This window comes from Allobosea sp. GW823-FHT01F03 (assembly GCF_058798075.1).
Genome location: NZ_CM179505.1, coordinates 2,106,813 through 2,129,640, shown reverse-complemented (window position 1 = coordinate 2,129,640; position 22,828 = coordinate 2,106,813). Strand labels below are relative to the sequence as shown.

At 61.7% G+C, this 22,828-nt stretch carries 23 protein-coding genes, 1 tRNA gene and 1 pseudogene; 9 read left to right on the top strand and 16 right to left on the bottom strand.

Annotated elements, in window-relative coordinates:
• Positions 1–5: 5 nt before the first annotated feature.
• Positions 6–1,001 (bottom strand): ABC transporter permease, encoded by a 996-nt coding sequence (locus AC3RCC_RS10025; protein ID WP_291635512.1) that lies wholly within the window; start codon positions 999–1,001, stop codon positions 6–8.
• 315 nt (positions 1,002–1,316) lie between these two features.
• Here AC3RCC_RS10025 and AC3RCC_RS10020 point away from each other — a divergent pair, with 315 nt between their 5' ends.
• The 4 genes from AC3RCC_RS10020 to AC3RCC_RS10005 all read left to right on the top strand — a co-directional run bounded on the left by AC3RCC_RS10020 (position 1,317) and on the right by AC3RCC_RS10005 (position 5,116).
• Complete coding sequence (locus tag AC3RCC_RS10020) at positions 1,317–2,246, top strand: CoA transferase subunit A (RefSeq protein ID WP_492258330.1); 930 nt, start codon at positions 1,317–1,319, stop codon at positions 2,244–2,246.
• Positions 2,243–3,076, top strand: a complete 834-nt coding sequence (locus AC3RCC_RS10015; RefSeq protein WP_452119904.1) for a hypothetical protein — start codon at positions 2,243–2,245, stop codon at positions 3,074–3,076. The genes AC3RCC_RS10020 and AC3RCC_RS10015 overlap by 4 nt, the downstream gene beginning before the upstream one ends.
• Before the next feature lie 113 nt (positions 3,077–3,189).
• Positions 3,190–4,014 (top strand): shikimate dehydrogenase family protein, encoded by an 825-nt coding sequence (locus AC3RCC_RS10010; RefSeq protein WP_492258329.1) that lies wholly within the window; start codon positions 3,190–3,192, stop codon positions 4,012–4,014.
• A gap of 25 nt (positions 4,015–4,039) precedes the next feature.
• Positions 4,040–5,116: a glycerol dehydrogenase gene (locus AC3RCC_RS10005; protein WP_492258328.1), complete on the top strand. Its 1,077-nt coding sequence runs from the start codon at positions 4,040–4,042 to the stop codon at positions 5,114–5,116.
• 14 nt (positions 5,117–5,130) lie between these two features.
• Here the strand turns inward: AC3RCC_RS10005 and AC3RCC_RS10000 are convergent, their stop codons facing one another.
• From AC3RCC_RS10000 to AC3RCC_RS09990, 3 genes are all read right to left on the bottom strand, one after another.
• Positions 5,131–5,847 (bottom strand): SDR family NAD(P)-dependent oxidoreductase, encoded by a 717-nt coding sequence (locus tag AC3RCC_RS10000; RefSeq protein WP_492258327.1) that lies wholly within the window; start codon positions 5,845–5,847, stop codon positions 5,131–5,133.
• 73 nt (positions 5,848–5,920) lie between these two features.
• The gene (locus AC3RCC_RS09995; RefSeq protein WP_291635519.1) at positions 5,921–6,715 is read right to left on the bottom strand and encodes an ATP-binding cassette domain-containing protein; all 795 of its coding nucleotides are present in this window, start codon (positions 6,713–6,715) and stop codon (positions 5,921–5,923) included.
• Between the two features lie 42 nt (positions 6,716–6,757).
• Positions 6,758–7,678, bottom strand: a complete 921-nt coding sequence (locus tag AC3RCC_RS09990) for a MaoC family dehydratase (protein WP_492258326.1) — start codon at positions 7,676–7,678, stop codon at positions 6,758–6,760.
• 120 nt (positions 7,679–7,798) lie between these two features.
• Here AC3RCC_RS09990 and AC3RCC_RS09985 point away from each other — a divergent pair, with 120 nt between their 5' ends.
• Together AC3RCC_RS09985 and AC3RCC_RS09980 are read left to right on the top strand one after the other, a co-directional pair.
• Positions 7,799–8,983, top strand: coding sequence for a CaiB/BaiF CoA transferase family protein (locus AC3RCC_RS09985; protein WP_492258325.1), 1,185 nt, complete (start codon positions 7,799–7,801; stop codon positions 8,981–8,983).
• Positions 8,984–9,096: 113 nt separating this feature from the next.
• On the top strand, positions 9,097–10,548 hold the full coding sequence (locus AC3RCC_RS09980) for an NAD-dependent succinate-semialdehyde dehydrogenase (protein WP_492258324.1): 1,452 nt from the start codon (positions 9,097–9,099) through the stop codon (positions 10,546–10,548).
• 72 nt (positions 10,549–10,620) lie between these two features.
• On the opposite strand, the gene AC3RCC_RS09975 is transcribed toward AC3RCC_RS09980, so the two are convergent.
• The 7 genes and pseudogenes from AC3RCC_RS09975 to AC3RCC_RS09945 all read right to left on the bottom strand — a co-directional run bounded on the left by AC3RCC_RS09975 (position 10,621) and on the right by AC3RCC_RS09945 (position 16,348).
• Complete coding sequence (locus AC3RCC_RS09975) at positions 10,621–11,652, bottom strand: LacI family DNA-binding transcriptional regulator (protein ID WP_291636335.1); 1,032 nt, start codon at positions 11,650–11,652, stop codon at positions 10,621–10,623.
• Between the two features lie 147 nt (positions 11,653–11,799).
• Positions 11,800–11,880, bottom strand: a pseudogene (locus AC3RCC_RS09970) (IS3 family transposase); the annotation flags it as partial.
• Between the two features lie 537 nt (positions 11,881–12,417).
• Positions 12,418–13,416, bottom strand: a complete 999-nt coding sequence (locus AC3RCC_RS09965) for a succinylglutamate desuccinylase/aspartoacylase family protein (protein WP_291636333.1) — start codon at positions 13,414–13,416, stop codon at positions 12,418–12,420.
• Between the two features lie 40 nt (positions 13,417–13,456).
• The gene (locus tag AC3RCC_RS09960) at positions 13,457–14,185 is read right to left on the bottom strand and encodes an amino acid ABC transporter ATP-binding protein (RefSeq protein WP_452117971.1); all 729 of its coding nucleotides are present in this window, start codon (positions 14,183–14,185) and stop codon (positions 13,457–13,459) included.
• Positions 14,172–14,822: an amino acid ABC transporter permease gene (locus AC3RCC_RS09955; RefSeq protein WP_291636329.1), complete on the bottom strand. Its 651-nt coding sequence runs from the start codon at positions 14,820–14,822 to the stop codon at positions 14,172–14,174. Before AC3RCC_RS09955 ends, AC3RCC_RS09960 begins: the two co-directional genes overlap by 14 nt.
• A complete protein-coding gene (locus AC3RCC_RS09950) occupies positions 14,819–15,490 on the bottom strand; it encodes an amino acid ABC transporter permease (protein WP_291636327.1) in 672 nt (223 codons plus the stop codon). Before AC3RCC_RS09950 ends, AC3RCC_RS09955 begins: the two co-directional genes overlap by 4 nt.
• 72 nt (positions 15,491–15,562) lie before the next feature.
• Positions 15,563–16,348: a transporter substrate-binding domain-containing protein gene (locus AC3RCC_RS09945; RefSeq protein ID WP_291636341.1), complete on the bottom strand. Its 786-nt coding sequence runs from the start codon at positions 16,346–16,348 to the stop codon at positions 15,563–15,565.
• A gap of 612 nt (positions 16,349–16,960) precedes the next feature.
• Between AC3RCC_RS09945 and AC3RCC_RS09940 the strand changes: the two genes are divergently transcribed.
• Positions 16,961–17,863, top strand: coding sequence for an AraC family transcriptional regulator (locus AC3RCC_RS09940; RefSeq protein ID WP_291636325.1), 903 nt, complete (start codon positions 16,961–16,963; stop codon positions 17,861–17,863).
• 9 nt (positions 17,864–17,872) lie between these two features.
• Here AC3RCC_RS09940 and AC3RCC_RS09935 read toward each other — a convergent pair whose 3' ends face one another.
• The 3 genes from AC3RCC_RS09935 to AC3RCC_RS09925 all read right to left on the bottom strand — a co-directional run bounded on the left by AC3RCC_RS09935 (position 17,873) and on the right by AC3RCC_RS09925 (position 19,740).
• On the bottom strand, positions 17,873–18,046 hold the full coding sequence (locus AC3RCC_RS09935; protein WP_492258323.1) for a hypothetical protein: 174 nt from the start codon (positions 18,044–18,046) through the stop codon (positions 17,873–17,875).
• A gap of 99 nt (positions 18,047–18,145) precedes the next feature.
• Positions 18,146–18,400, bottom strand: coding sequence for a hypothetical protein (locus AC3RCC_RS09930; protein WP_492258322.1), 255 nt, complete (start codon positions 18,398–18,400; stop codon positions 18,146–18,148).
• A 245-nt stretch (positions 18,401–18,645) separates the two neighbouring features.
• On the bottom strand, positions 18,646–19,740 hold the full coding sequence (locus tag AC3RCC_RS09925; RefSeq protein WP_492258321.1) for a branched-chain amino acid aminotransferase: 1,095 nt from the start codon (positions 19,738–19,740) through the stop codon (positions 18,646–18,648).
• Between the two features lie 1,181 nt (positions 19,741–20,921).
• On the opposite strand from AC3RCC_RS09925, the gene AC3RCC_RS09920 reads away from it, so the two are divergent.
• Together AC3RCC_RS09920 and AC3RCC_RS09915 are read left to right on the top strand one after the other, a co-directional pair.
• Complete coding sequence (locus AC3RCC_RS09920) at positions 20,922–21,158, top strand: DUF3489 domain-containing protein (RefSeq protein WP_291636317.1); 237 nt, start codon at positions 20,922–20,924, stop codon at positions 21,156–21,158.
• 6 nt (positions 21,159–21,164) lie between these two features.
• Entirely contained in the window at positions 21,165–21,431 is a 267-nt protein-coding gene (locus AC3RCC_RS09915; RefSeq protein ID WP_492258320.1) for a hypothetical protein, read from the top strand.
• A gap of 89 nt (positions 21,432–21,520) precedes the next feature.
• On the opposite strand, the gene AC3RCC_RS09910 is transcribed toward AC3RCC_RS09915, so the two are convergent.
• Positions 21,521–21,596 (bottom strand) — tRNA-Ile (locus tag AC3RCC_RS09910).
• Positions 21,597–21,706: 110 nt separating this feature from the next.
• A complete protein-coding gene (mbfA, locus tag AC3RCC_RS09905; protein WP_492258319.1) occupies positions 21,707–22,699 on the bottom strand; it encodes an iron exporter MbfA in 993 nt (330 codons plus the stop codon).
• Positions 22,700–22,828: the final 129 nt, after the last annotated feature.

Genomic DNA, 22,828 nt, shown 5'->3' with positions numbered 1-22,828 from the left:
GACTGTTATTTCTTCAAGCGAGAGCGAATATCGCTCATGATCACGGCCACCACGATGATGACGCCCTGCAGAAGCATTTGAACAAACGGAGAAATACCCATCAGGTTGAGGATATTTCCGAGAACAGCGAGGATCAGGACACCGAGGATGGTGCCGTGAATGCCGCCAACGCCGCCGTCGAAGGTCGTGCCCCCAATCAAGGTCGCGGAGATGGCATCAAGTTCGATGAGCTGCCCGGCGTTTGGCTCAGCCACCGTAAGGCGGCCAACCACCAGGACACCGGCTAGCGCAGCGAGGAAGCCGCTGATGGCGTAGACGCGAATCTTTACCCAATCGACCGGGATACCGTAGAGGCGAGCAGCCTCCTCGTTGGCACCAACCGCATAGATGTGCCGGCCGAAACGCAGCCCACCCAGCACATATGCCACCACCGCCCACACAGCCGCTGCAATGATGACCGGCATGGGCACTGGGCCCACATACCCGGAGCCGATGAAGGAGAACCACGCCGGCGGCTGGCGCAGAACGATATTTGCGCCATCGGTGACAATGTAAACGATGCCACGGGCAAAGATCAGCATCGCCAACGTAGCAATGAAGGGCTGGAGCCGAGCCTTGGTGATAAGAATTCCGTTGACCACGCCCAAAGCAGTTCCGGCCAACAAGGCGAGGAGGATTGCGAGCAGCGGGCTCTGCGGACTGACCATGCCTATGATCATCGCGGAGACGCCCAGGACGGATCCGACAGACAGGTCAATTCCCTTATTGAGAATAACCACCGTCATGCCGATCGCAACGATCGCCATCGGCGCCGCACCACGAAGCAGGTTCATGATATTGCGGACTTCAAAGAAGTACGGCGATGCGATTGCAGCAGCAAGGATCAGCACGACCAGCGCGACCACGTGACTGTATCTCAACAAAGTCCTGCCGATACGGCGCGAGGACGCTGCCCCCTCGTCCGGACGCTTGGCAACGATCGCGCTTTGAGTGCTGGCCATTCTTTTCTCCTCCCGCTTGCCCGCAGTCGGCCCTCTGATGGAAAGCCCTGCGCAGGGCCCCTGCGCGGCCCCCCTTCGGCAAAATCTTCGTTTGCAAAAACGTTTTTTTACGAATATGCGGCTTAGCGGAAGGCTGTCAATAGCCTTTTACGATTGTGCAGCGCCACGTACGTTTCTGCTGCGTCGCAGAAATTTCCTGACGACGCCGGCCTACCAGCCACCCCATCACGCTTCGACGGTTGAAGCGGCTTGCATTTGGGAAAGAATAGCGCCTATATCAGTGAAATCTAGAAAAACGATTTTGTGGAGGAACGCTTGTCAGAGGCATCGACATCAAGCGCGCGAAAGCAGCGCTCCACCAAGGTCAAAAGCCTTCAAGAGGCGGCCGGATTGGTCAAGGATGGCGTACGGATCGCTCTCGGCGGGTTCGCTATCTATCAACGCCCGATGGCCTTTGTTCGCGAGCTGGTTCGACAGAAGCGGCGCGATTTGACGATTGTTGGGGTAACCAACAGCATCGATACCGACATGCTCATTGGTGCCGGCGCCGTCAGCAAGGTCGAAACGAGCTATGTCGGTTTCGAGAAATACGGTCTGGCCAAAAATTTCCGCCGCGCTTGCGAGCAGGATGGCTTCGACATCGTCGATTATCCGGAGTTGCTGAGCTGGGACCGCTTCCGGGCCAGCCAGGAAAACTTGGCGTTCTGGCCAGCTCAAGGGCTCGGCGGCACCGACGTCGTTCGGCTCAACCCCGATATCAAGGCGTTCAATTGTCCGATCTCAGGGGATCCCCTGCACGCCCTGCCGGCAGCTGCTCCCGATGTGGTCGTGGTGCACGCGTTGGCGGCCGACGTCTACGGCAACATCGTCATGCCAACCTACCGCAATCTGCCGCAGAGTTTGGATATCACGCTCGCACGCTGCTGCGACACGGTCATCGTGACGGTCGAGAGGATCGTCAGCGAGAACTATCTGAAGCGCCACGCTTATACCGTTGAAATTCCGGCCGTGCGCGTCAGCGCTGTCTGCGTCGCCCCCCTCGGGGCGCACCCGACCTCAATGCTCGGCCGCTATCAGGACGATGAGAAGCACTGGCAGGCCTATGTCGAGGCATCGCAGTCAGTTGAGACCTTCGCGAGCTATCTCGACGAATTCGTCCACCAAACCACGGACAACGCCGCCTATCTCGACAAGATCGGCGGCGCGCATCTGGCCTCCCTCATGCAGGTGGATACCCAGAAATGACAGCCTCAGATTACACGCTCAATGAACTGCTCGTCGCCAACCTGGCCCGTGACCTGAAGGATGGCGAGCTTGGCTTCACCGGCTTGGCGACAGGCGCAGCCGCAGCACTGTATGCAACCGCGATTCCGCTCGTTGCAATGGAGCTCGCCCGGCGCATCCATGCGCCAAATCTAACGGTCCTGCTGGCCGGGTGGGTCCACAATCCGGATTTGTCGGAACTCGACCAGTTGCCCGACGCCGAATTCGATGAGCGCCTTCGGGACCTGCCCTGCGAATCCCAGCTCCTCACCTATCCCGGTCAGTTCAGCCTCCGACGCGGGAATATCAGCTTCGGCTTCGGCTCCGGCGTCCAAATCGATCGAGTTGGCAACATCAACAGCGTGTGCATCGGCGATCACAAGCGTCCGAAGGTGCGTTTGGTTGGCCCCATTCTGTTGCCGGAGCACTTTTCGATGTTCGGGCGGGAATACGTGATGATGCCTCGGCACGACAGCCGCACCATCGTGGAAAAGGTCGATTACGTCGCCGGCGTCGGCTATCCGGGTGGCCTCGAAGGGCGCCGTAAGCTGGGGCTTCGTCGGGGTGGCCCCGAATTGGTCATCACGCCCAAATGCTTCTTCGATTTCGACAAGCAGGAGGGTCGCATGAAGGTGCGATCGATACATCCCGGCGTGTCCCGCGACGATCTGAGGGCTTCGACTGGATTTGACCTCGGCAACCTCGACGAAGTTCCCGAAACGCCGGTCCCGACTGACGAGGAAATCTCGATCATTCGCAATGAGATCGATCCGCGGGGAATCCTCCTGGGCCCGACGCAAGCCGCAGCTTGAGCCGGAATTCACCGCATCGGACCCGCAGCTTCTCCGAGGATTTCATGATTTCCGGCCGCACAAAATTGTTCTGTATTGTCGCAGATCCGATTGGACATGTGAGAACACCTCAAATGTTCAACGCGCATCTCGAAAAATGCGGGATCGACGCCGTTTTGGTTCCTGTGCACGTCACCCCGGACAAGCTGTCTGAGGTGGTTCAGGGACTGCGTTCGGTATCGAATTTGAGGGGCATCGTCGTGACGGTGCCCCACAAGATCTCCATGCTCGAGTTCTGCGACGAGTTCGACGCGTCGGCGAGCATCGCCGGTGCCGTCAACATTCTGCGACGCGACGCAAGCGGTCGAATGACGGGGGCGAATTTCGACGGCGTCGGCTTCCGCCAGTCCCTTGAGGATGCCACCGGCAGCATCGCCGGAAAGTCGATCTATCTCGCCGGGGCTGGAGGCGTGGCGCGCGCTATCGCCTTCAGCCTTGCCGACGCCGGCATCAGGCATCTCTGCATCTGCAACCGCTCGCAGAACAAGGCAGAGGAGCTGCTTGCTGCCGTTCAGAAGCGGTTTCCTGACGTCGGAACCAGCGTTGCGGACGATCGACCTGAACTCGTTGATGTAGCAGTGAATGCGACATCACTGGGTCTAAAGGCGTCCGACGGACTGCCTTTCGCTATCGATCGGCTCAAGGCCTCGGCAGTCGTTGCAGACGTCGTGATGGAACCAATCATGACAAAGCTGCTCACAGCTGCCGAAAAGAAGGGGCATCAGATCGTGAGAGGCGACGCTATGCTCAAATTCCAGCTGCAGTCCTGGGTCGAGTTTATCGACAACTGTCCGTCGCTTGGTCCGATGCCGAGCGTCACTATTCCCCAGACAAATCCGGCTTCCCTCGTCGCCCCCGCAAATCAGATCGGCCACGCCAAGGTTGCCGGTCAGCGCTGACGCCCTCCATAGTCGAGACCTACTCATGATCATTTTCGGATCGCCAAGCCGCTACGTGCAGGGCCCAGGCACGCTGAATATGCTTGGAGCAGAGCTCACTCGATTGGGTAAGAGCGCGGCTCTAGTCGTCGACGCCGGGGTCCAGGCGATCCTTCTGCCGGCGATTGCCAGCAGCTGTGAAAACGCGGGCGTCTCGCTCAGTGTGATCTCATTCTCAGGCGAGTCATCGCCTGAAGGTATCGCCGCGCTTGAGGAGCAACTGAGCAGGCTTCGGCCAGAGATTATCGTTGCAGCCGGTGGCGGCAAATGCATCGATTCTGGCAAGGCACTCAGCGGTCGCCTCAACAGCCACATCGCGACGATACCGACGATCGCCTCAAATGATTCTCCCACCAGTCACATTTACGTCCTCTATGACGCAGAGCACCGGCTCCTGAGCGTCGAAAAGCTCCCCACGAATCCGGATCTTGTCCTCGTGGACACGGACATCATCGTTCGGGCACCCGCGGTCTTTCTCAGGGCGGGGATCGGCGACTGCCTGGTGAAGAAGTACGAGGTCGAAGCCTGCGTCGCCGCTGCAGGACGTAATGTCTTCGGTTCGGGCCCGTCCATGGCAGCTTTGGCAATGGCTCGCAGCGCCTACGACATTCTCCGCGCCGACGGTCTCGCCGCCCTCAACGCCGTCGCCAAGCAACAGACGGACGCTTCATTCGAGCGCGTGGTCGAGGCCTGCGTGCTGCTTTCCGGCCTTAGCTTCGAGAATGGCGGGCTTTGCATCGCGCACGCGATGACAAGAGGTCTCTCCGCAGTCAAGCCGGTGGCAAACGCCCTGCACGGCCTTCAGGTGGCCTATGGCGTCACGGTTCAGCTCGTGCTGGAGGGTCGTAGCGAAGAATTCCTGGCTGATCACGCAGCGTTCTATCGCGAGGTTGGCTTGCCTCTGACTCTTGCCGATCTCGGCCAATCCGATATCACGCAGGACTCATTCGAAACGATAGCTGGGTTGACGCTGGCGGCCCCCCACATGGCGAATTTTCCTTCGCCAGTCACGGCACCGCAGTTTGTCGCCGCGATGCGTAAAGCAGAAGCGATCTTCGCCTAATTCCGGACGGCGGCTCAGGCGATGCCGTAGCCGCCGTCGACCGGAAGAATGACCCCTGTCACGTATCGCGCCGCATGCGACGTCAGGAACGCGACCACGTCAGCAACATCGCTTGGCTCACCCCAGCGTTTCATCGGCAGGCGGGCCATGATGGCTTCACTTCGTTCTGGGTTTTCCAAGGCTCCGGCCGAAAGGCGCGTTCTAATCCAACCAGGGGCCACCGCGTTCACGCGGATTCCTTGGTCCGCGAAAGCTACGGCGAGCGAGCGGGTCAGCTGCACGATCGCACCCTTGCTCGTAGCATAGGCCGGGTTACGCCCTGAGCCAAAGAAGCTCCACATCGAAGCAATGTTCACAACACTGCCCCCCGAACGCGCAAGCGCGTCTCTGAACGCGGTTGTCACCAGCATGGCCGACGTCACGTTGACATCCATGACTTTGCGAAAGCCGTCTGCCTGAAATTCACGGCCTTCATGGAGGATGATGCCGGCGCAGTTCACCAGCACTGTCACCTCCGCGACTGATGCGGCGAATTTTGCAATCGCGTTGGCGTCGGTGACATCGAGCTTCACGAACTCCAGCGACGCAGGAAAGTCCTGATCACGGTCAAGCCCACAGCAGATGACACGGTGGTTTTGGGCCAGCTTCTCGGCGCATGCGCGCCCAATCCCGGTTCCGCCACCGGTAACGATCGCCAATGTTTTCACTGGAAAGCCTTCATCTCGTTTCACGCTGAAGCGGAACTTCGGATCAGCAGGTAAAGCAGTGCCCGGACCGGCCCGACTGACCGGTCCGGGGCTACTCCTAGTGCGTCGGAGCGTTCACCGGCCTGCCGCTAACGATCATGCTGACTACCTGGTCGTGATCGACGGCCTTCGTGTCGACCACGTCGACGAGATTGCCATTTTTCATGACGGCGATCCGATCGGCGATCGTGAAAACGTGCTCCAGGTTATGGCTGATGATCAGAACCGAAAGCCCCTTCTCCCGAAGGCTGTCGATCAACTCGAGAACCTTTCGGCCCTCGTCGACGCCCAGAGCCGCCATCGGCTCGTCCATGATGAGCAACTTCACGTCATTGAGCAGCAGTCGGGCGATCGCAATCGATTGACGCTGCCCTCCCGACATTGCTCGTACCGGGCTCTCGACCTCAGGAAGCTGGAGGCCGATCCGCTCGAGGAGATCGGCCGTCTGGCTCCGCATCTTTGCCCGATCCAGCACCGGGAAGATGCCGAACCGCTTGGTCTGGAGCTCGCGGCCCAAGAAGATGTTCTCCTGAACGTTGAAGACATCCACAAGGCCCAGATGCTGGTGCAGTGTTTCGATGCCGAAGTTGCGAGCATCGGCAGGGCTGGTGAGCTTGATCTCTGCCCCTTCCATCCGCATCGAGCCCTCGTCGGGCATCATGACGCCAGAGAGCATCTTGATGAAGCTGGACTTGCCCGCGCCGTTGTCGCCGACGAGCGCGACAACCTCGCCCGGACGGATTTCGAGGCTGACGGATTTCACCGCCTTGAGTCCACCGTAGCTCTTGCACAATCCGCGAACCGAAAGAAGCGAGCGCCCTTTCGGCTGCTTGGCCTGATCGACGAATGCCATTGATGACTCCTCCCGAGGTTTCAGAATTTTTTGAGTTCAGTCTTAGGCGGACCGGCCCCCGCCGATCGCCCAGCCGGCTGATGTCATCTTGCCGGCCGTATCGACCGACCAGAACTCGACTTCCATCGTCCGGTCTGCGGCAATGCTACGAACCACCGCGCGCAATTCGATGACCTCGCCACTCTTGACCGGCGCCAAAAATGTCGCGCCGAGCCGTCCATTCGACAGGAAGGGCTCGCCGAAGAACGAAACCATCATTTCCGAGAACCAGCAGACCTGGATCATGCCGGACATGATGGTCGTGTCGAACCCGGCCGCTTTGGCGACGTCCGGATCAGTATGAAGGTTTTTCCAGTTCTCGTTGGCGCCGACGAACATCGACATCTGATCCTGGTGGATCTTCTTCGTCATGATCGGCAGCAGCGCACCAGCCTCACGCACATCCGCGGCGCTTTTCGCCGGCGTTCCGTTCGCTGGCCATTGACCGCTGACACGCCTGCCAGACAGAAGATCGGCCGGCTTGGGATCAGAATCCTTGAGCGGCTCGAGCGTTGTCACGATCTCAACGCTACGCTGCCTGAGGAGCAAATTGCCCTTGTTGTCGCGGGCCTCCCCTTCAAGCACCACGCTGGGCCTGCCCTTGCGGACGAATTTCTCCGTGTACTCGCCGCGCAAGGCGACGAGATCATCGAACCGCACGGGAGCGTGAAACCAGATATCCTCCTTGAGATGGACCGCCTTGATCCCCTGCGGGTCATACTTCTCCATGAAGATATGCAGCAGCTTCTTGGCGATGCCTGAACTGTGGGCCAGCGGGCCGCACACCCCCGGGGCCTTGAAGTAGAGCGGGCTCCAGTCATCGACCGCGAAAGCGAAGCCCTTGACGAAATGGTCGTCGACCCGGAACGGCGTCGGCCCGAACGTTTCTCCAACCTCGATCTGCTGGAAATTCTGCTGCTTCAAGCGCCTTCTCCCGAGAACGGGCTTGACCTCGCTTGAGGTGTGCCCGATTAATAAAAAATCGTTTTTTCAGGATAAGAAGTCCGAGAACGATGTCAACAAGCTTTCGGAGGAACGCGGGTTATGCAGGGTGCGCTGGCTGGGCTGAAGGTCCTCGACTTGTCGCGATACATCGCAGGCCCCTTCTGCGGCATGCTGCTTGGCGACATGGGGGCGGACGTCATCAAGATCGAGACGCCGGAGAAAGGAGAGAATACTCGGGCCTTCCACCCGCGCGTTGCCGATTCAAGCCTCTACACGATGGTTTTCAATCGCAATAAGCGGAGCATGACTCTCAATTTCCGCCATCCCGAAGCGCAAGCCGTCCTGCGAGACTTGATGCAGCAGGCTGATGTTGTGATCGAGAACTTCCTGCCCGGCACGCTCGAAAAAATGGGGTGCGGCTGGGACGTTGTGAGCAAGCTCAATCCGCGACTGATCATGACTCGGATCTCTGGCTTCGGTGCCAGCGGGCCCTACTCCAATGAGCCCTGCTTCGACATGATCGCTCAGGCGATGTCGGGCATCATGGATCTCACCGGCCAGCCGGACGGACCTCCTACGATGGCCGGAACTTTTGTCGCGGACTATTCGACAGCGCTTTATGCAGCGATCGGGACGATGGGCGCGCTCCAAAGCCGCGAGCGAACCGGCGCCGGCCAAATCGTCGAGACAACGCTTCTAAGCAGTTCGCTCTCTCTCCTAGTCACCGCAATCCCGAAATTCATGCTCTTCGGTCAGGGAACCACACGCAATGGCAACCGCGACCGCTTTGTGGCTCCGAGCAACACGTTTCCGACTGCAGACGGTGATTGGGTCATTCTTCAAGCACCGGAGGATAAGTTCAAGTTCCTCGCTGCTGGCATGGGACGGAATGATCTAGCCATTGATCCACGGTTTGCGAGCAACGCAGCCCGTCTGGAAAACGTCGAGGCCCTCGAGCAGGAGATCGCAGCCTGGACCTCAACGCAGAGCACTGATGCAGTTCTGGCCATGCTGAAGGAAGGGCGAATTCCGAGCGCCAAGGTCGCAACGATCGCCGACGTCGTGAACAACCCACAAGTTCAGCACAACGGCAACATCATCTGGACGAAGCACGGCGAGCACGACGTCCCCATGCAGGGGTTCACGGTGAACTTTAGCGAAACCCCGATGGCGCTCCAACGCTCCTGCCCCGGAATCGGCGAACATACAGAGGAAATCTTGAGCGAATGGCTGAACCTGTCTTCGTCAGACGCCCAACGGCTGCGCGTGGCCAAGGCGATCTGAAGGCTTTCTCTCCCAGGACATACAACCAAGCGGGCTTCGGTCCCGCCCTCCGACCGCAAAGATGCAGCAGGGATTTTGCTAGCCCGCTACAATCAGTCCGTTAGGTGACAATCATGCTCGAGCTCAACGACCCGTCGCTTTTTCGCTCGCAGTGCTATGTCGACGGTGCCTGGATCGGCGAAGGCGCCGATGTCGTCGACAACCCGGCGACCGGCGAGGTTCTCGCGAAAGTGCCGCGCTTCGGCGCCGATGAGACGACCGCCGCGGTCGAGGCTGCGGCACGCGCCTTCAAGCCCTGGGCGAAGAAGTCGGCCAAGGAGCGTTCGGCGATCCTGCGCAAATGGTTCGAGCTGATCATGGCGAACCAGGAGGATCTGGCGCAGATCATGACGGCCGAGCAGGGCAAGCCCCTGTCCGAGGCGCGCGGCGAGGTCGCCTATGCCGCCTCCTTCGTCGAGTTCTACGCCGAGGAAGCCAAGCGCATCTATGGCGAGACGATTCCCTCGCCCTTCCCGAATTCGCGGATCATCGTGCAGAAGCAGCCGGTCGGCGTCTGCGCTGCGATCACGCCCTGGAACTTCCCGGCGGCGATGATCACCCGCAAATGCGCGCCCGGCCTCGCGGCGGGCTGCACCTTCGTGGTCAAGCCGGCGCCGGACACCCCGCTGACTGCGCTGGCACTGGTCGAGCTCGCCGAGCGCGCCGGCTTCCCCAAGGGCGTGATCAACGTCGTAACCGGTGATGCTGTGGCGATCGGCGGCGTGATGACCTCCCATCCGGCGGTGCGCTTCATCGGCTTCACCGGCTCGACCCCGGTCGGCAAGCTCCTGATGCAGCAGGCGGCCTCGACCGTGAAGAAGGTCGGGCTCGAGCTTGGCGGCAATGCGCCCTTCATCGTCTTCGACGATGCCGATCTCGATGCGGCGGTGGCCGGCGCGCTCGCCGCCAAGTTCCGCAATATGGGCCAGACCTGCGTCTGCACCAACCGGCTCTTCGTGCAGGAGGGCATCCATGACGCGTTCGTGGCGAAGTTCGCCGGCGAGGTCGCCAAGATGAAGGTCGGCAACGGCGTCGAGGTCGGCGTCGTCCAGGGGCCGCTGATCAATGCGCGCGCGGTCGAGAAGGTCGAGCGTCACGTCGCCGACGCGGTGGCGGGCGGGGCCAGGGTCGTGACCGGCGGCAAGCGCCATGCGCTCGGCCGCAGCTTCTACGAGCCGACCGTGCTGTCGGGCGTGACCACCAGGATGCTGGTGACGCGCGAGGAGACCTTCGGCCCGGTCGCGCCGGTCTACAGCTTCAAGAACGAGGACGAGGTCGTCGCGCTCGCCAACGACACGCCCTTCGGCCTGGCCGCCTATTTCTACACCCGGGATCTCGGCCGCGCCTTCCGCGTCGCCGAGGAGCTGGAATACGGCATGGTCGGCATCAATTCGGCGATGCTCGGCACCGAGGTCGCCCCCTTCGGCGGCGTCAAGGAATCCGGCCTCGGCCGCGAAGGCTCGCTGCACGGCATCGATGAATTCGTCGAGATCAAGTACATGCTGATGGGAGGGCTCGGCGCTTAGCCCCTAAGCCGGCACCGCCCTACGTTTATACGCCACAGCCCCTGGATGGCTGCGGCATTTTGATATTCCGCATCAAGCTACTTTCTTCGCGGCTCCGGACGTGCTGCGAATGATGAACTCCGGCTGGATGATGGTCCGGCTAAGCGGGTTGCCCGGATTGTTGATGCGGGAGATCAGCGTCTGCGCAGCCGTTGCACCGACTGTCCATTTCGGATGCCGCAGCGTGGTTAGCCCAGCCCAGGGCATTGCGGACACGAAAATGTCGTCGACGCCGATAATGGATATGTCCTGAGGAGCCCGAAGTCCGAATTCCTCTATGGCTTCGATTGCGCCCAAGGCCATCAGATCGTTTGCGCCAACTATTGCGGTTGGGCGATCGACCATCGCCAGCATCTGACGAGCAGCAGCCGTGCCTGATGCATAGGAGTAATCGCCAGGCTTCACCAGTCGTTCATCGCAATGCCCTCCGAGCGCTTCGATAGCCTGCTGAAAACCCTCAAACCGATCTTGTGCAGCGGGGGATCCCATCCGTCCCGTGATAAACCCAATGCGACGATGACCAAGTCGCCAAAGGTGATCACAGACCTCCTTCATGCCCTTGTGGTTGTCTACCCCTACGTAGTCGGCTTCCACGCCAGAATAATGTTGGTTGATTAGCACAAGCGGAACGCCATCGTTTATCAGCTCGATAATACCGGCGGGATTCGGAATCTGGGAAGCAAGAATCAATCCATCAACTTGCTGGCTACGCAAAAGCTCAATGTACGCCTTTTGCTTATCTTCTCGGTAATCGGTGTTGCAGAGAACCAGATTGTAGCCCTCGGCAGACGCCACGTCTTCTGCGCCTCGTACGATCTCCGGGAAGAATGGATTTGCAATGTCACCAACTAGGATACCGAGAGAGTACGTGCGCGAGGTCCGCATGCTGCGCGCCACGTAAGAGACTCGATATCCGACCTCGGATGCCGCTTTGAGAACTTTCTCTCGTGTCTCTTCGGAAACGAAGCGGGTGCCGGATAACGCGTTCGAAACCGTAGAAAGTGCAAGCCCGCACTGATCAGCCACGTCTTTGATAGTGGCTCGCTTCTGTCGTGCTCTGTTCATGCCCTTCGTTGCTTACCTCATGACAGCGCTGGCGCCTCTCGGCGATTTTGGTGTCAAATAGATCCTAAATAACGTTTTTCCGTATAGAGGAACTTAGGTTGCGGGGATAGCAAAAAGGCGTGACGGGTTAGCTTCTCTTATATGCGCGATGCGCTCGACCCGCTTGTCGTTGACCGCCCAGCCTGCCGTCGACCGCAGCAGCGCGACGATCTGGCGATAGCCGTAGCGGCAAACGGAAGAGAGAAAAGAAGGTCTCACCCCAGCGATTGCACAAATGGCAGGAGATGACGAAACGGTCCCCCCGTCGCTTCCCGAACCTGATATGTGGGCCGGCATGGCCTGAGCCAATGTCTACGGGGCATTGAGATGGAAGTGGGCGAAAACCCATCGGGGCTCGCGGCAAAGAATTTTCAAGCCGTATCAGGAAGCCGGATATACGTCAGCAGTTGTGACCAGCGATCCTGATCCAGCCGTCTGTTGCAATCGGACGGGCCATATACGTCCACATATGACACTCGCGCGACCACGCGTAGAGATTGCCCTGCACCGTCGAATACGGCGGGAACTCCGCATCGGTCAGGTCACTGCATAGCGAGGGCAACGCCGCTCATATTGCAGGCGGGTGATTTCGGTCCAGGGCATCGTGATCTCCATCGGATCTGAGCAATCCGACGGAACCATAACCTGCTGAAATCACTCCCCCTTTTTGGAGCGGACACTGAGACTCGAGCAGGACTTTGATGCGGACAATTGAGCCGCGTTTACCTATGTCGGAAGCACCGTCGCAAGATGGCCGAGGCAGTCGCCGGCTTCGACGAGAGAATATGTACGAATGCACATCGCGACACCTCCCGCGCGGAAATGCACTGGAACGGGATCGGCCCATGGAATGTCGATGTCGTGGATCAGCCCGGCCAACGCGCCAGCCTCCAGCGATTGCCCCAGGACGAATTTCGGTTCGAAGTAGCCGCGACGATCGGCAAAGGCAAAAAGGCCTGGATCGTCCATCATCAGGCGCCGAACCGGCCCGGCCGGAGGAAGGCGCGTGGGCAATATGCCGAGATGAGCCAGGACCCCCCGGACACCCCGTTCGGCGACGGCAAGGCCAGCGACGTTCACGGTGGAGCCTCCGCCGAACTCGCCCGTGAGAAAATCCACGTTGTGACGGTTCGCATAATTGCCGAGCACTCTGTCCTCACCACTGAGCGCACGGACGGAATCAAAGTAGATCACATTCTCTGCCGCAAACGCGGCGACCAAAGCCTCGGTGCGTGCGGTCTTGTCGGGATCCGACCAGCGGGGCGCGAGCAGGGCCGGCATATATTGCAGCGAACTCCCCCCAGCATGCAGGTCGATGAGACAGTCGGTGCGCGGCAGCAGCTCAGTGGTAACGTAATGCGCGATCATTTCGGTCGCAGTTCCGTCCTGCTTGCCGGGAAATGTACGATTGAGATTGATCCCGTCGGTCGGAGAGGTCCGCGTGCCCGCGACGAAGGCGGGGTGGTTCAGCGTCGGCAGGATGATGATCCGGCCATTGACGTCGGCGACGTCGATTTCGCGGGCGAGGCGCGAGAGTGCGACGGGGCCTTCGTACTCATCCCCATGCACGCCCCCCGTCAGCAAGACCGTCGGACCGCTCCCATTTACGAACACCGCGACCGGGATGGCGATGTGACCGTAGGCTGATCGATGCACGGAATTGGGGAGACGCAGCGTGCCGAACTGCGCACCCGGCCGGTCGTAATCGATATTGGTGGATATCATAGTCCTAGCCGTCGCCATTCGCTGAAACCTTCTGCTGATGTCACTGCGCCAGACCCAGGAACTGGCGCAATTCCGGGGTCTGAGGTGTGCCGAACACGTCCTCAGGCAGCCCGATCTCGTGAATCTGACCCTGATGCATGAACGCGACCCGTGAACAGACGCTGCGGGCAAACGCCATCTCATGTGTGACCATGATGACCGTCATGCCTTCGCGGGCCAGCTGGCGGATCACCTGAAGCACCTCTTCGACCAGCTCGGGATCCAGCGCCGAAGTGACCTCGTCGCAGAGCAGGATCAGCGGGTCCATCGCCAGCGCCCGTGCGATCGCAACGCGCTGCTGTTGTCCGCCTGAGAGCTCATGCGGCCGGGCCTGCGCCCGATGTCCCAGCCCAACCTTCTCCAGCTTCTCCATGCCGAGGGCGCGGGCCTCGGCGGTGCCCATGCCCTTGACGACCTTCAAGGCCAGGGCCGCGTTGTCGATCGCCGTGAGGTGCGGAAAGAGGTTGAACTGCTGGAAGATCATGCCGACCTTCAGCCGCAGTTGCTGCAGTTTCCTGTCGTCGCCGGCGATGGCCTCGCCATCGACGGTTATGCTGCCCTTGTTGAATGGCTCGAGCCCGTTGATGCATCGCAAGAGGGTCGATTTGCCCGAGCCGCTCTTGCCGACCAGGGCTATGACTTCGCCACGCGCGACGCTGAGGTCGATGCCGCGCAGCACCTCCATCTGCCCGTAGCTCTTGTACAGACCCTCGACGTTAACGAGTGGCATCGAGACGCACCTCCATGCGGCGGCTGACGAGCGACAGCGGATAGCAGAGGCAGAAATAGACGATCGAAACCATTCCATAGACGACGAAAGGATCGAGAGTCACATTCGACAATACGGTTCCGGTCTTCATCAGTTCGGTGAACCCTACGATGGAAGTCAGAGAAGTACTTTTGACGATTTGTACCATGAAGCCCGCAGTCGGGGGCAAGGCCATGCGGATCGCCTGCGGCAGGACGACGTGGCGCAGGCTTTGCCGTGGCAACATGGCCAGGCAAAGCGCCGCCTCGGCCTGGCCGGGAGGCACGGCGCGGACGGCGCCACGCCACATCTCCGCCAGGTAGACTGCCGACCAGAGCGTCAGAGCGGTGCAGGCCGCTGCCCAGGCCGAGATGCTCCAGCCGAAAAGGGCCGGGCCGAAAAAGACCAGGAAGAGCTGCATCAGGAGCGGCGTACCCTGGATGAACCAGATGAACGACAGGGCGGGCATCCGCACGATGGTGCGCTTCGAGATGGTGCAGAGCATGAGGGCGAAACCCAGCAGCCCGCCCAGGACGAAGGCTGCGAGCGACAGCGCCACGGTCCATCGCGCGCCGAGGATGAGCGCCCAGAGGATTTGGGAAAGGGTGAACGTCATCACGGCATTTGCCTCGTGCCCAACAGGCGGCTGCCGACGAGTTGGAGGGCGAGGCGAACCAGCGCGGCGAGAACGATGTAGATCGCAGTTACGACGAAATAGGTTTCGAAGGCGCGGAAGGTACGCGACTGGATGAGGCTCGCCACATAGGTCAGGTCCGTAACCGAAATTTGCGAGACGACGGCGGAGCCGAGCATCACGATGACGATCTGCGACGAAAGCGTGGCCCACATCTTTTGCACCGCGGGCAGCAGGATCACATGCCAGAAAGTCTGGTTGCGCGTCATGCCGAGGCTCATCCCGGCTTCCCACTGGCCATTTGTGGCGGCCTGCACGCCCGCCCGGACGATCTCGGTGCCGTAGGCGCCGAGGTTGATGGCCATCGCGACGACGGCGGCGGTCATCTCCGACATGCTGATGCCGATCCTGGGCAGGCCGAAGAAAATGAAGAAGAGCTGAATGAGGAACGGCGTGTTGCGGATGAACTCGACATAGAAGGTCACCGCGGCGCGGACCGGAGCCGGGCCGAAGAGCCGCAGCCAGTTGCAGGAGATGGCCGTAGCGAGGCCGAGCGTCGCCCCGATGGTGATGAGGATGAGCGTGACGCCGATCCCGTGCAGGATCATGCCGCCATAGCTGTGCAGGAACGTGAAATCGAAACTATGGCTCATGTTTGCGGCTTGTCTCTCCTCAAGACGAGTGCAGGCGAGCCGCGACGGCGCGCCTGCATAGGTTTGCCGGGATCAGAACTTTTCGGGGAGGTCTCGGCCCAGCCATTTCTGCGAGGCGGTCCGGAGGCTGCCGTCGGCGATCATCTCGGCAATGATCTTGTTGACGCGCTCGACCAGCGCCTTCTCGCCCTTTTTCACGCCGATATGGAGCGGCGATTTATTGAGGATGAACTTCTCGACCGGGACGCGCGCCGGCTTGCGTGCGACGAGAGCGTTGATGATGAGATCGCCGGTCGCGATAGCGTCGACCTGGCCGGACAGGAAGGCCTGCGTGTTGCCGTTCTCGTCCTCGTAACGCTTGATGGTGGCCTTCGGGGGCGCGACCTCCGTCAGCAAGGTGTCGGCGATGCCGCCGCGCAGGGCCGACACCGATTTACCAGCCAGATCGGCCGGGCCACTGATCTTGGTGCCCGCTTCGGCGAAGACCGAGTTGTTCAGGATGCCGTAGGCATTGGTGAAGTCGATCACCGCCTCGCGCTCGGCATTCTTGCCCAGGACCGCGATAATGAGGTCCGCCTTGTTGGTTTGCAGGGCGGGTATGCGGTTCGCACCGCCGACGGGGACGAGTTCGAGGGTGGCGCCGAGCTTCCTAGCCACATAGGCAGCGACATCGACGTCATAGCCGACGGGCTTGAGATCAGGGCCCATCATGCCGTAGCCGGAGAAGTCCTCGGGAACGGCAATCCGGATGACGCCGGTCTTGGTGATGTTTTCAAGCGAATCGGCGGAGGCGACCGCCGGCCCCAGGGCGGCGAGCGACAAAGCAACGATCGCGGCTTTGATCATGCGGATGGACATTCGTGTTTCCTTTTTGACTGGCAGCAAGGGAAAGAGTTGTTCCTGGCGGCAAGAGGGATCAGCGCGACCCGCGCCCGCGATGTTGAGAGGCCTCACCTGAGGTTCCGTGCACTTCCCGAGCCAGCCGCGTGCGATGTCGCGCCGCCGTCCTGCGCAGTTCGCACCATGATACGGCCCAAGGCTAGGAAAGACCCGCGGCCGTGAAAAGTTCGAATCCTCGGCCGGAGCGTGGCGGGCGAACGGAAGGGTACGGATATGAAAAAACGGGCGCTCAGATGAAACGCCCAGGATCGACAGCGCGGGTTGCATCGGGAAGGCTTTTCACGGCCTGACGATCGAGTGCGGCTGCGGCGGGATGCCCGGCGAACCGAAGTGGAAATGATCGCCCGCCTAGTGACTGAGGCCGGCCTGCCCGAGGGCGTCCTGAACATCGTGACGGGGACGGGCTTCGGAGCGGGGGCGGCGTCGAGCATCTGGAGGAACATCTCGACACGAAGGCGATCTGGATCAACACTGACTAGCGGCGGGGCGAGACTTGCTTGACCGCTCCAAAATCGTCCAGATAGTCGCAAACTCCGCAGACCCAGGACCAGACCGGAAAGACGCCGCGGAATGGGCACGCAGAAGTGGGCGACATACGCGGATTTCTACAAAAAATCCGACTACAGGGTCTTTCCGCAGGAGCATCGCCGCTCGAAAGGCCTGTATAGTTTCAACATGATCTGCGTCGATCAGGGTCCTCATGATTTCGAGGACCCCGAGGTCCCGGAGACCATCGTCGCCCTGCCGGTGACAGTCGACCGTCATTGCACTTGGCGATGGTCGATGCTGGGCAGGCGCCATGAGGAGACCGCCACTCCCAGCCGCATGGTCGTGGTCCCCTCGGGTGTGGAAAGCCGCTGGGCAATCGACGGCAGCCGCAAGATCATCATCCTGACGATCCCTGATACGACGGCGCGGCTTGTGCTGGGCTCGTCCTCGACCGGGAAGATCCGGGAGGCGCTAACCCCGCTCTGCGCGGACAGCATCGTCGATCCGTTCGTCGAGGACCTGATCGGCCGGATGTGGGGGTGCAGCGACGGCGGCCATGCCGTCGACCGCCATATGGCGGACGGCATCCTGATGACCCTGCTCGCCGTGCTGATCAAGAAGGCCGACCGGTTCCGCTTCGAGGAACCGTTGATCGCCTTTCCGAAATGGCGGCTCGCACGGGTCGTGGACTACGTCGATGCCCATCTCGATCAGAGCATCTCGCTGGAGGACCTGTCGAACGCGGCGGGGATCAGCCGGACGCATTTCGTGCGAAGCTTCCGCAACCAGACCGGCGAGACGCCCCACAGGTGGCTGATGAAGCGACGGCTGGAAAAGGCGAAGGACCTCCTGCAATCCACCGGCGAAGACCTGCCGCAGATCGCCAGCAAATGCGGATTCTCCAGCCAGAGCCATCTGTGCACGGCGATGAAGGCGGCTGTCGGAATGACCCCCAAGGGCTGGCGCGATCGCTTCAGGTTCTGAAATCGCGCGCTAGCGCGTCCGTCCCGAAACCTTCAACGCCATCGCCATGTCGCTGAGCACCCCGTATGCGGCGCCCGCCTTCCGATGCCTGCGGGCGGCGGCGGCCTGCTGCTCGACGACGACGCGACGGTCGCCGCGCGCCGCCGGCCCGCTCAGCCCCCCCGGGGGATCCAGTACCAGCACGTTCTCGACCGTGGAGCGCAGCGTGGATCTCCTGGATCACCGCGTCTGAAACGCCCGCCTCAGCCTAGCCTTCCAGCGTCACGGCCTACAACACCGCGGTCAGGTTCTTTGCGAACCTGCCGCCGCGTGATCGATCGCCTTCGCCTCGGTCCTGATCGGGAAGGAACGTGCGCCGATCGTCTCGAAGAGCCTTTGCGCCACGCTCATGGCGGGCACATCGCCTTCGATGCCGCAGAGCGTTCCCGGAAAATTCCCGATCGCGATCGCAGGGTTGGCGAAGGAGAAGACGGGATGAGCGCTCGCGAGCCGCCAGCCGGCATCCGCAAGGTCGAATCCAGCAATGACGTCGAGCAATCGACCATGACCGCTCTCTGCCGCAGAGCCGACAGCACGCCATCGGCGCCCTTCAGTACCGCCTCGACCTTGGGGAGCCCCCGTGACGCAAAGAATCTGGACCTCGGACGCCGTGGCAACCTCCGCGGGCGTAGACGCCGACCACGCGCCGAGGCTCTAAAGCTCGCCCACCGGCTGATTGCACGCGATGCCGTGCCCCACGAGGTCGACGCCGACGATGCCCGTTCACGCACCGCTCCTTCGGGTCAGCGCGCCGCGCGCAGCGGGACATCGATCCGCCAGCCGTAAGGGTCGGGGCCGGGCATGGTATGAAGCCGGGTGATCGCGTCGTAAAGCCGCTGCGTGACCGCCCCGGTCCTTCCGCCACCGATCACCACGCTGCGGTCGCTATAGGTCAATTGTCCAACTGGCGAGACAACGGCCGCCGTCCCGACACCCCAGACCTCGTCCACGAGGCCGGAGCGAACTCCGTCCATGAGGTCGTTGATATCGACCTGGCGTTCGCTGACCTTGAGCCCCCATTCGCGCAGGAGCTGGAGCGCGCTGAGACGGGTCACGCCGGGCAGGATCGAATCCGTCAAGGGCGGAGTGACGATCTCGTCACCGATCTTCATCATGATGTTCATGGTCCCGACCTCCTCGATGAAGCGCCGCTCGACGGAATCGAGCCACAGGACCTGGGTGTACTCCTTCGCCTTCGCCTCCTCGGTCGCCAGCAGGCTCGCGCCGTAGTTGGCGGCCGCCTTCGCGGCGCCGATGCCGCCGCGCGCAGCCCGGACATAGCTGTCGGAGACCAGGATATTCACCGGGTTGACGCCCTCGGCGTAGTAGTTGCCGACCGGTGACAGGAACAGCAGGAAAAGATATTCCGCCGACGGGCGGACCGCCATGTAGCCTTCGGTGCCGATCATGGTCTCGCGCACGTAGAGCGCCTTGCCCTTCTGATGCGGGATCCAGTCCCTGTCCAGGTCGACCAGCTGCACCATGGCAGCGAGCAGATCCTGCGGATCGACCTGCGGCATGCACATGCGGGCCGTCGACCGATTGATCCGCTCGATATGCGCCTGCGGCCGGAAAAGGCGGACCATGCCGTCCTCGCAGCGATAGGCCTTGTAGCCGTCGAAGATCGATTGTCCGTACTGGATGGCGGAAGCCGAGGGATGCACAGGCACCGGCCCGAACGGAACGATGCGATGATCATGCCAGCCCCGGCCCACCGCGTAGTTCATCAGGAACATGTGGTCGGTGAAATAGGCGCCGAACGTGTCGCCGACATCCTCGGGGATCGGTTTCGGTTCGGTGGTGAGGGTTACCGGGACGTTCATGATCATGCCTTTCATGCAGACAGGTTCCGCTGACGGGCGTGCAAGATGCGCAGCCCTGTCGCGTTTGCGTAAAGATGAAGCTGTGCGGCTCGTACGCGATCTTGTTCTCGATCTTGCGCAGGAGTACGCGATTGGTTCCGGCAGCCGGCTCGTCCAGCGGCATGAGCCGCGCGTTTGCCATCGCCTCCACGACAGTTGACGATCCCCGTCCTCGAACCCGGCATGATCTTGAAGGGACATCCGGCCGCTGCCCGGAGCCGGCCGAGAATCTCGCCCAGCTTCAGACGTTCAAGGAGCGGAGCCTGGGAGAAGGACGGACACCGCCGAATCGGCCGATATTTGTCGATAGGACGCCTCCGCAGTCGTAGATTTCATCGTTTCCCGTTGGACCGCCGCTCGATTGGTGAACGAACCATGTCCACTTCAAGAGCAGCTTTTCCGCCAACGTAGAGGGAACGCATTCCGCGCGCTTTCGCCAAAGGCCCGCAGTTTTCACAATATGACCACACGCCCCGTCGCTGATTGCCGACATGCGGCGTTGGGATCTGTGCGGAGAGATCCGTCAGCCAAAAAAGGGACTGGCTCGCGTCACCGAGGAACGCGGCATCTTAAAAAAGATCGGAGAATGGGGCTCCGGCAGCCTCCTGGTCGGGAGGGTCGACCACATGCAGTCTCTTTGTCGGTTCCAGCGCTGACCGACTGGACTTTACCTCGAAGCAAAGCGATCGTCCCGTTGCGCCGGCCAGACCTGCCGGCCACAGATGAGTCCGCTCCTTAGCCCCTTCGGCTCGGTGCCGATCCGGGGCTCGCGGTGGCGACGGCCGCTAAGCCGTCGAACCGCGAGAAGAAAGCGAAGCGATGTCCAGGCCAACCAAAGATGCAAGCGGAAGTCCTCGCGGCAGCAAGCGCGCGTCCTGATGGAGCGATCATCCTGCCGGCGAGGTTGAAAGGGAGCAGCCGCACGAGCGTTTGCCGCCGCACTGATCGACCGTGGTTATGACCGTGGTTATACCAACCAGGCCAAGAACACCGGCCCAGCGCCGGCGGGCGCTGGCTGCAGGGATGACGGATGGACCTGTCCCCCTGTGATCACGGACGTCGGCCGGCGAGCCATCCAGTCCGAACCTGAGCCTGTCAGCAATCCGAATACATTGGAAGCTCCTGCTGGCCAAGCTTCAGCAGCCTCGGACGCCGAAGTGCCGCCCCGCAGAGCCCAACAGTCACTCATCCTCGCTCTGCTGGCCCGCCCGAGCGGCGCCTCGCTGGAGGAACTGGCGGTCGCGACCGGTTGGCTGCCGCATACCATGCGCGCGGCGCTGGTCCGACTGCGTCAGAAGGGTGGGAGCATCGAGCGCGAGCAGGGCAAGGAGAAGATCAGTCGCTACCGGCTCGCCGCCGCGACTGCGACTGCCTCCGCCCCGTCGGCGGACTGATCAACCATGACGGCGCAACGTCGTAGGCCCTCGGGCTTATCGAGCAGGCCCGAGGACACCTTTCAGGCCGGCGCGACGATCGCCGCCGACAATGGCGCGACCGAGCACCAGCTCATGGCAATTTTCGGCTGGGAGAGCCCGAAGCAGGCGGCGCTTTACACGCGAAAAGCGAATCGCAGAAAGCTCGCCGGCGCCGGAATGCAGTTCATCGACCTGGGCGATCTCGACGGCGTCGAAGAGATCGACGATCCGAATTCAGAGGACGAAACCTGAACGAATCTTTCCCACTTTTGAGCGGGGTTGGAGGCGGTGGGAAAAATCAGGCTAAAAAAGGCAGCGTTTTCAAGGCGACGGCAAGAGATTGGTGGGCCGGGCCGGACTCGAACCGGCACCGGCGCTGTTATGAGCAGCGAGCTCTAACCATTGAGCTACCGGCCCGCGGCAGGCCTAGCATTCGCCCCACCGCGGATGCAACGGGTTAGATCGCCGAGCGCCCTCGCCGGCACAGATCGGCGATCCGACTCTTCATCGAAACATCGGAACTGGCCTCAGGCGCCGCCAATCAGGATGCCGGCGGCGAGCACCAATGCGCCGCCGAGCACGACCTGGAAGGTGGCGCGGGCGAAAGGCGTCTCCATGTAACGGTTCTGGATCCAGACGATCGCCCAGAGCTCGATGAAGACCACCACGAGCGCGATCGCCGTCGCCGTCCAGAAGGACGGGATCAGATAGGGCAAGGCATGGCCGAGCCCGCCAAGCGTCGTCATCACCCCGGAGGCGAGGCCCCGCTTCCAGGGTGAGCCACGCCCCGAAAGCTTGCCGTCGTCATGCGCGGCTTCGGTGAAACCCATCGAGATGCCGGCACCGACCGAAGCCGAGAGCCCGACCAGGAAAGTCGTCCACGGATTTTGCGTTGCGAAGGCAGTCGCGAAGATCGGGGCGAGCGTCGAGACGGAGCCGTCCATCAGCCCGGCGAGGCCGGGCTGCACCCAGGTCAGCACGAATTGGCGGCGCGCCGCGGCATCCTCGTCCGCCTTCGGCCCCTCCGCCAGATGCTCGTCGACAAGCTCCCCTGCCCTCGCCTCATGACCGGCCTCGGCCGTGGCGAGATCGCCGAGCAACTGCCTAGTCTGGGCATCGCCGCTGCGGCCTGCGGCCGCGACATAGAAGTCGCGGGCCTGGCGCTCCATCGCCGCCGCTTCCTCGCGTATGCGCGCTAGCCCGAGATTTTCGACCAGCCAGACCGGTTTGCGGACATAGAAATCGGCGACATGCTCGCGCCGGATCGGCACCACCACCTCCCCGAAACGCCGTCGGTACTCGCCGATCAGCCGCTGCCGATGCCCATCCTCCTCGGCCGCCATCCCGTCGAAGACCGCAGCGGAAGCCGGGTATTCCGCACGCAGCATCGCCGCATAGGTCGCGTAGATCCGCCCGTCCTCCTCCTCGGAGGAGATCGCCAAAGCGAGGATCTCGCGCTCGGACAGGCTGTCGAAACGGCGCCGGCCGCCAAGCCCGGCCGGAAGGAGCGAAGAAAGCATGGCGCGATCCTTGTTTAGAATAATTCTAAATAATGCCAATCATCGCCAGCGGCAAGCCGACGCCGCAAAGCAGAACGGCCCCCGCCTGGGGCGGGGGCCGTCATCTCGGGCCTGCACGGCTCGGCGAGC

Excerpts from the sequence above, each read along its gene's own strand:
- AC3RCC_RS09980 (WP_492258324.1), top strand. The coding sequence starts at position 9,097 with ATGCTCGAGCTCAACGACCCGTCGCTTTTTCGCTCGCAGTGCTATGTC.
- AC3RCC_RS10025 (WP_291635512.1), bottom strand. The coding sequence starts at position 1,001 with ATGGCCAGCACTCAAAGCGCGATCGTTGCCAAGCGTCCGGACGAGGGG.
- AC3RCC_RS09915 (WP_492258320.1), top strand. The coding sequence starts at position 21,165 with ATGACGGCGCAACGTCGTAGGCCCTCGGGCTTATCGAGCAGGCCCGAG.
- AC3RCC_RS09960 (WP_452117971.1), bottom strand. The coding sequence starts at position 14,185 with ATGCCACTCGTTAACGTCGAGGGTCTGTACAAGAGCTACGGGCAGATG.
- mbfA (WP_492258319.1), bottom strand. The coding sequence starts at position 22,699 with ATGCTTTCTTCGCTCCTTCCGGCCGGGCTTGGCGGCCGGCGCCGTTTC.
- AC3RCC_RS09925 (WP_492258321.1), bottom strand. The coding sequence starts at position 19,740 with ATGAAAGGCATGATCATGAACGTCCCGGTAACCCTCACCACCGAACCG.
- AC3RCC_RS09995 (WP_291635519.1), bottom strand. The coding sequence starts at position 6,715 with ATGGCATTCGTCGATCAGGCCAAGCAGCCGAAAGGGCGCTCGCTTCTT.
- AC3RCC_RS09985 (WP_492258325.1), top strand. The coding sequence starts at position 7,799 with ATGCAGGGTGCGCTGGCTGGGCTGAAGGTCCTCGACTTGTCGCGATAC.
- AC3RCC_RS10005 (WP_492258328.1), top strand. The coding sequence starts at position 4,040 with ATGATCATTTTCGGATCGCCAAGCCGCTACGTGCAGGGCCCAGGCACG.
- AC3RCC_RS10015 (WP_452119904.1), top strand. The coding sequence starts at position 2,243 with ATGACAGCCTCAGATTACACGCTCAATGAACTGCTCGTCGCCAACCTG.
- AC3RCC_RS10010 (WP_492258329.1), top strand. The coding sequence starts at position 3,190 with ATGTTCAACGCGCATCTCGAAAAATGCGGGATCGACGCCGTTTTGGTT.
- AC3RCC_RS09950 (WP_291636327.1), bottom strand. The coding sequence starts at position 15,490 with ATGAGCCATAGTTTCGATTTCACGTTCCTGCACAGCTATGGCGGCATG.
- AC3RCC_RS09975 (WP_291636335.1), bottom strand. The coding sequence starts at position 11,652 with ATGAACAGAGCACGACAGAAGCGAGCCACTATCAAAGACGTGGCTGAT.
- AC3RCC_RS09965 (WP_291636333.1), bottom strand. The coding sequence starts at position 13,416 with ATGATATCCACCAATATCGATTACGACCGGCCGGGTGCGCAGTTCGGC.
- AC3RCC_RS09945 (WP_291636341.1), bottom strand. The coding sequence starts at position 16,348 with ATGTCCATCCGCATGATCAAAGCCGCGATCGTTGCTTTGTCGCTCGCC.
- AC3RCC_RS09940 (WP_291636325.1), top strand. The coding sequence starts at position 16,961 with ATGGGCACGCAGAAGTGGGCGACATACGCGGATTTCTACAAAAAATCC.